The 10,756-nt window shown below is 47.4% G+C and carries 10 protein-coding genes; 4 read left to right on the top strand and 6 right to left on the bottom strand.

Translation table 11 applies throughout. The features are described from left to right. Window positions 1-6 precede the first annotated feature (6 nt). A complete protein-coding gene (locus K7A41_RS05975; protein WP_265712949.1) occupies window positions 7-531 on the bottom strand; it encodes a hypothetical protein in 525 nt (174 codons plus the stop codon). A 215-nt stretch (window positions 532-746) separates the two neighbouring features. Here K7A41_RS05975 and K7A41_RS05970 point away from each other — a divergent pair, with 215 nt between their 5' ends. Continuing rightward, entirely contained in the window at window positions 747-1,796 is a 1,050-nt protein-coding gene (locus K7A41_RS05970) for an acyltransferase family protein (protein WP_265712948.1), read from the top strand. Window positions 1,797-1,934: 138 nt separating this feature from the next. On the opposite strand, the gene K7A41_RS05965 is transcribed toward K7A41_RS05970, so the two are convergent. Next, window positions 1,935-3,284 (bottom strand): amidohydrolase, encoded by a 1,350-nt coding sequence (locus tag K7A41_RS05965; protein ID WP_265712947.1) that lies wholly within the window; start codon window positions 3,282-3,284, stop codon window positions 1,935-1,937. Window positions 3,285-3,404: 120 nt separating this feature from the next. Then, window positions 3,405-4,265 carry a helix-turn-helix domain-containing protein gene (locus K7A41_RS05960; RefSeq protein WP_265712946.1) on the bottom strand — a complete coding sequence of 287 codons (861 nt, stop codon included), beginning with the start codon at window positions 4,263-4,265 and terminating at the stop codon, window positions 3,405-3,407. A gap of 195 nt (window positions 4,266-4,460) precedes the next feature. Here K7A41_RS05960 and K7A41_RS05955 point away from each other — a divergent pair, with 195 nt between their 5' ends. The 3 genes from K7A41_RS05955 to K7A41_RS05945 all read left to right on the top strand — a co-directional run bounded on the left by K7A41_RS05955 (window position 4,461) and on the right by K7A41_RS05945 (window position 6,949). After that, window positions 4,461-5,138 (top strand): response regulator transcription factor, encoded by a 678-nt coding sequence (locus K7A41_RS05955; RefSeq protein ID WP_028069207.1) that lies wholly within the window; start codon window positions 4,461-4,463, stop codon window positions 5,136-5,138. Next, window positions 5,135-6,421, top strand: a complete 1,287-nt coding sequence (locus K7A41_RS05950; RefSeq protein WP_265712945.1) for a sensor histidine kinase — start codon at window positions 5,135-5,137, stop codon at window positions 6,419-6,421. The genes K7A41_RS05955 and K7A41_RS05950 overlap by 4 nt, the downstream gene beginning before the upstream one ends. Window positions 6,422-6,499: 78 nt before the next feature. Beyond that, window positions 6,500-6,949, top strand: a complete 450-nt coding sequence (locus K7A41_RS05945; RefSeq protein WP_265712944.1) for a PepSY-like domain-containing protein — start codon at window positions 6,500-6,502, stop codon at window positions 6,947-6,949. A gap of 72 nt (window positions 6,950-7,021) precedes the next feature. Here the strand turns inward: K7A41_RS05945 and K7A41_RS05940 are convergent, their stop codons facing one another. The 3 genes from K7A41_RS05940 to K7A41_RS05930 are packed head-to-tail and all read right to left on the bottom strand — an operon-like array spanning window position 7,022 to window position 10,739. Further along, window positions 7,022-8,041, bottom strand: coding sequence for a DUF4625 domain-containing protein (locus tag K7A41_RS05940; RefSeq protein ID WP_265712943.1), 1,020 nt, complete (start codon window positions 8,039-8,041; stop codon window positions 7,022-7,024). 57 nt (window positions 8,042-8,098) lie between these two features. Further along, the gene (locus tag K7A41_RS05935) at window positions 8,099-8,575 is read right to left on the bottom strand and encodes a DUF4625 domain-containing protein (RefSeq protein ID WP_265712942.1); all 477 of its coding nucleotides are present in this window, start codon (window positions 8,573-8,575) and stop codon (window positions 8,099-8,101) included. Window positions 8,576-8,600: 25 nt separating this feature from the next. Beyond that, window positions 8,601-10,739 (bottom strand): TonB-dependent receptor, encoded by a 2,139-nt coding sequence (locus K7A41_RS05930; protein WP_265712941.1) that lies wholly within the window; start codon window positions 10,737-10,739, stop codon window positions 8,601-8,603. Window positions 10,740-10,756 lie beyond the last annotated feature (17 nt).

Here is a 10,756-nt window from a genome sequence, read left to right as displayed (position 1 = left end):
AAAGTTTTACTGTTGTGTTGCTGTATAAGTCACAGTGGTACTATAGGTGGACCCAGCAAGATTCAATAGGGATGCCGGATTTGCGATGGTATAGTCCACGGTATACGTGGCTCCTGTAGAAGCGGTAGAGCCATTGACTAATGGAACGGCGGTGGTGCCCAGTGGTACGTTTGCCACAGGTGTGCCGCCATTGGCAGTTGCTGTCGGCACCGTAACTGTAACTACATTTAATGCCGGACCACCAGCGGGTGTGAATGCTCCTGTCGCGGCGACAGTAAGATTGTAGGGTCTGTTGCTGACTACGGTAAAATGATTTGCTTTTTCGACGGTCTTGGATCCTGCATAATCAGCGGCAGTGGTATAATTGAAATTGACCGTAGGATCTGCACCTAAGGTAATCGAAATGGCATCAGTCAGGTTAATATTGACAGTAACTGGTGCAGAAGTAGCAGATGGATTCTGTGCGTATGCATGCTGTGCGATACATATGGCAACGATGGCAAGAAGGGTTATTAATACGTTCTTTTTCATAATTTCCTCGATTTTGTGGTATTAACTCTAGTAAAGTTAATGAGGAGAATTGCTAAATACAATCAGCGCCAGTCACATAATGATGTTATAAAGTTGATATGATATATGGTTTCAATTTTCTTTAAGTCCACAAACTTAGGAAAGAAGTTGAATCCTTCCCCGTATATTTGCTGCAAGACAGTCCCAATCCGCTATCTTTGCGCTCAATACTCTATATGACAGCATCGAAAAGAATCTATCAAATTGACCTGTTTCGCTTTATAGCGGCATCCGCTGTGCTGCTCTATCATTATCTTTATCGGGGCTATAAAGCCGGTAACATGTCTTTACTGCGCTTTGATGGGGTCGGCGAGTATTTTAAGTATGGTTACCTGGGGGTGGATCTGTTTTTTATGATCAGCGGTTTTGTGATCGCTTTTTCGATCAAACATCTTTCCCTATCCAAATTTTGCTATTCACGCTTCAGGCGCCTTTACCCCATGTATTGGCTCTGCCTGTTGCTGACATGTGGGGTGACTTACTTTTGGGGAGCTCCGCGATATCAGGTTACCTTCTCGCAATTGCTGACCAATTTGACAATGGCACAGAAGTTATTTGGCGTAGGGGATATTGATGGTGCCTATTGGTCACTCTATGTTGAGCTGAAATTTTATCTGATTATTGCCATATTCTTGATTATTAACCGGTTCAAGAAAATCAGCCTGGATTATCTGGTCTGCGGCTGGCTGCTGCTGTCAAGCCTGCATCTGTTTGTCGGTCCTTCGCTAGTTTATGATGCGCTACATGAATTTTTTATCCTAGACTGGAGCGCGTATTTTATAGCAGGGATCATCTTTTGCCAGATCCGATTGCAGGGTCTGAAGCTGAAACATGTATTCCTGCTGCTCTATTGCCTTTACCTTTCCATTGACGGTGCGGTAGGCCGGATCCACTGGCTGGAACGAACCTTCCACGGCGACTTTTCGCCCTATATCATTGGCAGTACCCTAGTGCTCTTTTATGCGTTGATGCTGCTCGTTTCCTGTAATCGGCTAGAGGGACTCAATTCAGCCAAATGGGTCAAAGTTGGTATGCTGACCTATCCTTTATATTTGATTCACCAGCATATCGGCTTTATTCTGTTTAATCACCTACATCCATACCTGAATAAATATATGCTTGTTACATCGGTGACCTTGCTGATGCTGGCTGTGGCATATCTACTGTCCGAATGCATTGAACCTCGATTGCTGAAACTTTTTAAGCTCCCTAATCGCGGGTCCTAGCTAACTTTTTGTAGCTCTACGCCAGAATTTGCCACTGCAACAGCCGTATTCACAGCGAAGCTCCCGCCGATCCTGATGTACACGTTGCAACGACGCTGTGATCTCCAAATGACGTGCTGCGGTTTGTGCTGGCAGCACTTAAAAGACTATATTGCCTTGATGGATAAGCGATTTGACGGGTGAAATGCGGGAGACCGCCTCGGCTGAACAGCTCGCGTCGATCAGCACCACGTTGGCCTCGTCACCGGCCTTTGGCCATTGTTGTCTGCCTTCATCATCCAGTGGGATGGGGCCGGCGGTAGCTAGTTTGAGCATGCGCGAAAGGCCATACTCAGTGACCTGTCCATATACTTGGGCCGCCAAATTAGCTTTTTGCAGCACGCTGCCGGTACCGAAGGTGTTCCAATGATCAACAATGCTGTCGTTGCCGGTCATCACGGTAACTTTGTTTTCCAGCAAGGTGGGAATAGGCATGATCAGGCCGGCAAATGGAATGGTGGAAACAATGCCGATCTGTGCCGCACCCAGCTTTTCGGCGATTTCCTGCTGCCTGGCCTTGTCGAGCTTAGCGAGGACAAAACAATGGCTCAAAAAGGTCTTGCCCTTGAGTGCTGGATTTTCATTCACTTTCTGGATCAGATATTCCACCGTCTTTAATCCAGACTCGCCCGATTCGTGCAGATGGATATCAATCCCTTTATCGTGATCAAGCGCCAGCTGCACCGTGAAATCCATGGTCTTCTCGATAGCGCCGTCAATGGTGAAGGGGTCTACACCGCCGATATAATCGATATTGGTCTTTGCGGCTTCTTTAAGATAGGGCACCGTATCGGTATAATAAACACCATGCTGCGGAAAGGCGACAAGTTCAGCTCCGAAACTATCTTTCTTGTGGTCCAGTGCAAGCTGCAGGTGATGCAGGGAGTCCAGTTTGGAGGTCGGCTCAATATTGACATGGCTGCGCGCAAAGCCGGTGCCGTTGGACTGTAGCAGCTCAATTAGTTTTTCGGCTTTAAAGGTTGAGTTTTTCAAGAGTTCGGGCAGCAACTGCTGTTCAAGAGCAATCATGCCCTTGACACCGCCGGCTCCGCGCCGTACCGCCTGCCACTTGTCACCATAAAATGTTTTATCCAAATGGATGTGCATATCCCTAAACGAGGGCAACATCAGCATGCCCCTGGCGTCAACGGCATTCGGATCGTTGCTGTTGGGACCGATGCTTTTGATTTTACCGGATTCGATGCGTAGGGAGAAGAGTGCGGTCTTGGTAGCAAGGACCTGTCCTCCTGCATCATAATCGAAGCCCGTTTCCAGCAGTACGTTTTTAAGGGTGTAAGCGGTCGTGCTTAATTGTCCGGTCTGATTCGATGAAAGGGAAGATTCTTGCTGTTCATCTGCGAATAACGTACTTGATATAAACGTGCTGCCCGCCAATGTCAAGGCAGTATTGCGTATAAATTCTTTGCGTGTCAAGGCTATTGGTTTCATCTGATTTCTGTTTGTGTCATCACCTGCTGCAGCTGATTCATCATGTGTGCCAGCTCAATACAAAGATAGATAACCGAATGCCGCTATTTGCTGGGCAATTTCTGCCATTTCTTGTGTGATTTATCTCTTCTCTCTAAAATCGCTGGGACTCATACCTGTCTGCTGCTTAAAAAAATTGGAGAAGTAGGCCTGATCTGCAAAACCCAGCGCATAGGTAATTTCCTTGATGGAGGACTCTGTGCTTTGCAGAAGGCGTTTGGCTTCCACACAGATACGCTGGTGAATCAGCTGTGTGGCTGATATCCTGAGGTGTTTTTTGCAGAGGATATTCAGGTAGTTGGGCGAGATATGCAGTTTTTCGGCATAAAAGGCGACCATCTTCTGTTCCCTAAAGAATTCATCAATCAGCATATTAAACCGGGCCAGCCGTGGCACGTTCTGATACACTTTGAATTCGGTAAAAACATGTTCGGCCTCCCGGCTGACGATGGCGGCGATCACTCCGGCGCGCGCCGTGATTAGCGGAATAAGTGAATGTTCGCGTTCTAGCTCTTTTTTTACGGACTCAAATTCGTAATGCAGCTGTTCGAAAGCTTCGGTCGTCAAGTCAATTACCGGATGATTTTGGTAGTTGGTAAAGGAAAAACGGAAAAAGGGCGCAAAGTGCTCGAAGAATGCCCGGTCAATCATCAGCTGATAGCCAATGGTGCCATCGTAAATATGCCATTTGTGCATCTGACCGGGGAACAGCACATGCACCTGATGGTTTTTGATCGGGTAGTCTATGGAGTCAATCGTATGTGTGCCAGAAGCTCTGTCGAATAAATTGAGGATAAAAAAATCATGTTTATGTGGCTTATCGATCACCCTTTCCCCATGCAGCTCATTGAAAAGAAGTTCCTCGCGGCCAGCCGTTTGTCCTTTACGGAAACCGTCCAGGCCAATGACTGGCGCCCAGATGTTAGTATTGCGTTTATCCATGATCATGATCTCTGACCTAAAATACAAAACTGGTCCGAGCTTTTGAGGCCCCGGCGTCAAAAATTAACCTTGGTCCTTTTCCCAATTGTTTCCTAAATTCAGTATACATTTGCATCTGACAGCAGTGCAATGCGCAGTCCTGAATCGTGCCGGCTTGAAGTTTCGCTGTCATACAGTATAATAAAGGTTGACTCAATGAAAATACTTGTAATTGAAGACGAAGTGGAATTGAGGGAAACGCTGAAAGCTTCCCTGACCAAAGAAGATTATGTGGTGGAGACTGCAAGTGATTTCTATACCGCGCTTGATAAGGTGCTGGTCTATGATTACGATTGTATTCTGCTGGATGTCATGCTTCCGGGCGGCAGTGGCCTTCAGGTGCTGGAGCAGCTAAAAAAAGAGGGCAAGTCGGACAATGTGATCATTATATCTGCGAAGGACTCCTTGGACGATAAATTGAACGGACTGGAGCTTGGGGCAGATGATTATCTGACCAAACCTTTTCATATTGCTGAGCTAAATGCACGTATTAAAGCTGTCCTGCGCCGCAAGCAGCGGGACGGCAAAGACACGCTTGAAATGGGCAACATCGTGTTGGATCTGCATGAGCGCAACCTGTTGATTGCAGGTGAGGCCGTCGCACTCAACAGGAAGGAGTTTGATATCCTTCATTATTTCTTGCTGAACAAAAATCGTCTCGTGAGCAAAAGTGCCCTGGCAGAGCATGTATGGGGCGACAATACGGACCAGGCCGATAATCTAGATTTTATCTATTCGCAGATAAAAAATCTGCGTAAAAAATTTTTGGCGAAGCAGGCAGATGTGGACTTTGAGGCAGTCTACGGGGTAGGTTATAAACTGGTGAAAAAATGAAGTTAGCGAATCAGACCCTTAAATATTTCTCCGTTTCGGTGCTTGTCGTCATCGCACTGTGGTCAACAGTGTTTTACTTATTTATGCTGGAAGCCATCCATGACAATATTGATGAAGAACTGGAAAACCAGAAGCGCCTGATTATTCAGGAGCTGACGGAAGATGAAACGGTATCTCCGGATCTGGAATTCGGGATAAACAACTATAAGGTACGTGAAATTACCGAGCAACAAGCGCTCAACATGAAAAATGTCTATAAGGACACCATGCTGTATATGCAGGATGACGATGATCCCGAACCGGAACTTGAGCCTGTGCGTATGCTAACTACCGCCTTTGTGCATAAAGGACACTATTATGAGCTATCCATTATCAACTCGATGATTGAAGAGAGTGACTTGATCAAAAATCTGTTTTATTCTGTCCTGATCCTGTTTGTGTTGCTGGTGATCAGCATCGTCTCGATCAATAGGGTGGTCATTCAGCGGCTATGGAGCCCATTATATCGCTTTCTGGAACAGTTGGCCAGGTTTAGGCTGGGTAAAACTGCAGATAAGCCTGCGATGGATACCAAGATACAGGAGTTTAAGGATCTGCAGCTGGCTGTGGCCACATTGATTCACCATAATGAAGAGATCTATGAACAGCAGAAGCAGTTTATTGGCAATGCTTCACATGAGCTGCAGACCCCACTGGCGATCATGATCAACAAACTGGAAATGCTGGCGGAGACGCAGGGTCTGCAACCCGAGCAGTCGGAAATCCTTGCGGATCTGCTGCATACGGCTGAGCGTCTGGTGCGCTTAAACAAATCATTGCTACTGCTCACCAAAATTGAAAATAAGCAGTTTTTCGATAATGAGCAGATTTCCATCAACGGGCTGGTCGGGCATGTGGTGGAAGAGCTGGAGGATATGGCTGCATTTAAACGTGTAGAGATCCGGGTGGAGCAGCAAAGCCAGCTAAGCGCACGGCTTGATGCCGCTCTGGCCAATATCATTGTGGCCAATTTACTGCGAAACGCGCTATTTCATAATATCGAGGGGGGGTATGTGCATATTACCTTGACGGATAAACTGCTGCAGGTAGCCAACACGGGCGGTCAGCCTCCTTTGGATGCAGACAAGGTGTTCTCCCGGTTTTACAAATCTGATGCCGCAGCCCGCGGTACTGGGCTAGGTCTGGCGATCGTACAGGCGATATGCAACCTGTATGGTTTTGGACTTTCATATCGACATGAACAGCAGCTACATATCTTTACAGTAGCTTTTTATCCGGCCTAAGGTATATTCCCAAATGTTTACAGAATCAGGACTTTACTTTGTTGTACATTGAAGGTTGTACATTAAAATAATAAAGTCATGAAACATAGAACGATATGGAGTGCAATGATCCTGACCCTGTCAGCGATGGGGGCTGTAGCACAGGATATTCCCCAAAGCCAGGTGCCTGCACTTGTGGTCAACAGTCTGCAGCAGCAATTTCCAAAAGCTAAAAATATAGACTGGGAGCTAAAGAATGGTTTGTATGAAGCGGAATTTGAAACGGGATTGTTTGGCAGCGATCACGAGCTGTGGATCCAGCATAATGGAAAAATTGTGCGTCACAAGGAAGATCTGTCTAAAAATGACCTGCCAAAAGCTGTTTTGGCAAAAGTCAGAAAAGACTTCAGGGGCTATCGTCTGGAAGATGTCAAAAGGATTACAGAAGGGCGGAAAGTGTGCTATGCTTTTGAGGTAAAAAGCAGCCGTGATGAATGGAAACTGATGATGGATCCCAATGGCAATGTTCTGGAAAAGCGGAGGGACTAAGGCGTGCAGCTATCGGACTAAAAACACGTTGCCAGCATATCTTAAATTGCTGGCAACGTGTTTTTTAGGAACTTAATGTTCCCCTTCTTCGGCATGCAATTCAAAAGTCAGGCGGACGATATCCTGCCCGGCGAATTTGCTTGCATAGTCGCTCAGGTTCCAGTCAACACGGGTCACACTTGCTTTGGTTGTCGCATCGTCAAACTTTCTAAGGACATAGGTTACCTCTTTTTCACCGGCATTGTCCTTCCCGGCTGTAAAATAGCTGATGATGCCTGTTGTTTCAACGGCTCCGCTGACAGCAGTGCCATCGCCGTAGGTGGCTTCCTTGGGCTGGAATACAGCTCCGGTAGACGTGCTGCTATTGGGGTTCAGAACAAAAGCCCCGCCTGTCAGGAAGGCCTTATAGAATGATGCCGTTGCTTTGTCCTTGATGTACTGGCCTTGGATTTCCTTGCCTGATGCATCAAACTGCTTGAACTCGACCTTATAAACAGCTTCTGGGCTGATATCAGCGTGTGCACCCGATAGTGCTTTGCCGTTGTTGCCAAAGCTGACGGTAAGTGGCTCTACACCTGTTTTTTCAGCGATATCATGGAAATGGTCTCCGTGGGCATGCGCATCTACTTCGGTAAAGATCAGTTTAAATGCTACCTTCGCCTCAGCTGCCTCAATGGTCAGTGGTGACTCTACCGTTGTCGACGCTCCAGCTTTATCAGTTACTGTCAGGTGAAAGTGATAGGTGCCTGCCGGAGCTTCAGATGGAATATCGACATGTTCGTGGAAGTTCGCATTTTTCACACCTATATACTTTCCTTCGGTATACGTTTTGCTGAATTTGAAACTGCCGCCACCTTCCTGGTGGATCTCAATGTCAATCTTATCGATCAGCGCTTCGGCTACAATTTCTGCCTCGAGATGCAGATCTGCCCCCGCCTTGGCCGTCTTGTTGTTGCCCGAACCGATTTCAAGTGCACTGATCTGTGGTTTTACCCCTGCCGGAATATCGTCGTCATCTTTTTTACAGGAAGATAAAAAGCCAATTAGTAATGCAGTAAATAGCATCAGTAAGTTAATGTTTCTGGTTTTCATGTGCATTGGATTTAAAAGTTTAGTCATTCGTTTTGTTATTTCATCTGAACTGTTCGCTTATTCTACGATGCGTATGCTGATTCCCTTTTGGAGGCTCCAGCCGGACTGATCGGTTACCTGGATCATAAAATGATAATTGCCCGGATCTACAGTTGCCGGAACTTCAATGTCAAGCTGCGCATCATACTGCCGGGGCTGGCCGGAGATATTGACGGTCTTGACATAGACAAAAGGAGCTACCGGTGTTTTGACAGGATCTAAGGGGCACTCTTCCACCTCCGTGCTATGTGAATGATGGTCAAAATTGTGATGCACATTCAGGCTATAGCTGCCCAGCGCTACATTGTCGGACAATCGGGCGCGAAAGGTAAACGAAGTACCACGCCTTACCTCACTGCATTGTTTTGGAAAAGCGCTGCCCCAACTGATATCGATCTGGGGTTTTTCCGTGTCGATGTTTTCCTTGTCTTTCTTACAGCCTGTGACTGTGCTTAACATCAGGGCTGCGATTGCATATTTTGTTAATGTTCTCATGAGTGGGTATGTATTTTTCTGTATCTCACATCCTGCCTAAGGGAATGCCCATCGAAAGGACCACATTGCGTCCTTGTTCGGGTAATGCGATAAGCCGATAAAAGCTTGTATGTTCCATATATTTACGGTCGAAAATATTCAGTACCTGCAGCCGCAGCTGAATGTTGGAGCGGCAGACCTGAAGCTGTGTGCCTGCCCGAAAGTTAAATAACTGATAACCCTGAGTCTGCTCTTCCGGAGGTACAACGCTGGATTGGCGGGCGGTCCACTTGCAGTCCAGTGAAAAGTAGGACTCTTTAAAATAAAGACTATTTTTGGGCATCCAGCTTAGGTCTAGAAGAGCCGAAGGCGCCGGCGAAAAGGGTAAGGTATACCCTTTTTTCGCTCCTGATAGCTGCTCAGAACGGATATAATCGGCCAGCAGTTCGATCTTCCAGCGGGCAAGTGGCCGGTACTCCAGCCTGAGCTCGGCCCCATATCGGCGTACTTTACTCTCGGCGTATTCGAATATTTGGTTGCCGGCTCCGTAGTACTGGTCGTAACCCGCAGTCGGATTGAGATAGATATAGTTGGAGAAGTAATTGAAAAATGGCGTGAACGCAATCGACAGCCGCTCAGGTCGCCAGGCAAGGGAGAAGTCCACTTGGTAAGACTGTTCGGGTGATAGGAATGCATTACCTTTCTCATAGCTGAAATAATGATAATTGACACCGTTGGCAGCGAGCTCCTGTGCGGAAGGCAAGCGGAAGCTTTTGCCCACCGTTAACTTCGTCTCCCAGGATCCGGCTTGTGTCGCCAAGCCTAGTGACCATACGAGGCTATTAAAGTTGCGTTTGAGCTGTTGTGCGCGAACCAAATATTGGTCGGGCTGGTTTTCCAGCTGGGATGCAAACCAGTCTCTGTACAAGTCACTGTTGATCTGGCTGTAATCATAGCGCAATGCGCCATACAATGTCGTATGTGCGTTTATGGGATAACGATCGTAAATAAACAGGCCCAGCGCCTTTTGGCGAAAAGCAGGAATGAGAAAGCTCCAGCCGCTGATCGTATTGTGCTGATATTCACTGTTGATTCCGATGGTAAGACGGTGAGAGCCCAGACCAAACTGGTCTCTGGCGGCAAGGGTATAGATATGCTTATCATACAGCCGCTCGAGCTGGATTGGAATGCGCATCGTGTCGGGGTACACGGGCGGCATATATCCATGCGCAGTATAATGGTTGTACTCCCGTCGATAATTGCGCTGATAGCCCAGATCTATATCTACCTGATGTGAACCCAAGGTAAACGTATTGCGGTTTAGCAGCTTAAAATGGTCAATCCGTTGGCTGGGGAAAAGAATATCCCGGTGCGATCTGTCGTACAATGCTGTATCTACACCCCGGGGTTCCAGCCCGTGTGCATTGGCGAAAAAGCCGGCATGGGTATGGTAATTGCTCAGGTAGAGCATGGAGGAAAATCGATCTCCCAGATATCCGCCGCGCAGCTGGAAATGTCGTTCCCGCCCTGCGGTATTGCGTACATATCCATTCTTAAGCCTCACGGGATAGTTATATACATGCACCGTATCGGTGGGAACACGGTAGTCACCATAATCCAGGTAAGTGAAGCCGCCTCCAAACACCCAGTTTTTGCGGCGTCCTTGCAGCTGCAGCGAACCGCCGAGTGTCGCATTATTCGATTTTGCCAGTAAATTCAGCGTGCCCTTGAAGCCGTCGTGCGGCAATTCGGTTGGCGGTGATAAGCGGATAACACCGCCAATCGCATCGGATCCATACATAAATGAGGCTGCGCCCTTGATGATTTCGGCTGTTCCGACGCCGAACTGATCTATTTCGAGGCCATGGTCTAGACCCCATTGCTGTCCTTCGTGTTTAATACCGTTTTCTACGGTGGCAACACGGTTGAAACCGAGACCGCGCACCTGGGGTTTGGACTGGTTGGCTCCGATGCCGATTGCATGCACACCCGGAAGGCGGCTCAAGGTTTGCATCAGACTGCCAGCCTGATATTTTTGTATAGAATCCGCTGTGAGTTTGTCAACAGTCATCGCTCCAACTTCTGTCTGCTTATACAAACTTCCATCTACGCGTACTTCCTGCAATCCGATACCCTTAGTTGGTTGTTCCTGCGCGGTTGCCTGCCGCAGGATAAAAGTTGCCATGAGGAGAATAAGAATGC

The sequence above is a fragment of the Sphingobacterium sp. InxBP1 genome (assembly GCF_026191775.1).
GTDB lineage: Bacteria > Bacteroidota > Bacteroidia > Sphingobacteriales > Sphingobacteriaceae > Sphingobacterium > Sphingobacterium thalpophilum.
The sequence above is the reverse complement of the archived record's forward strand: the minus strand, read 5'-3'. Positions and strand labels throughout refer to the sequence as shown.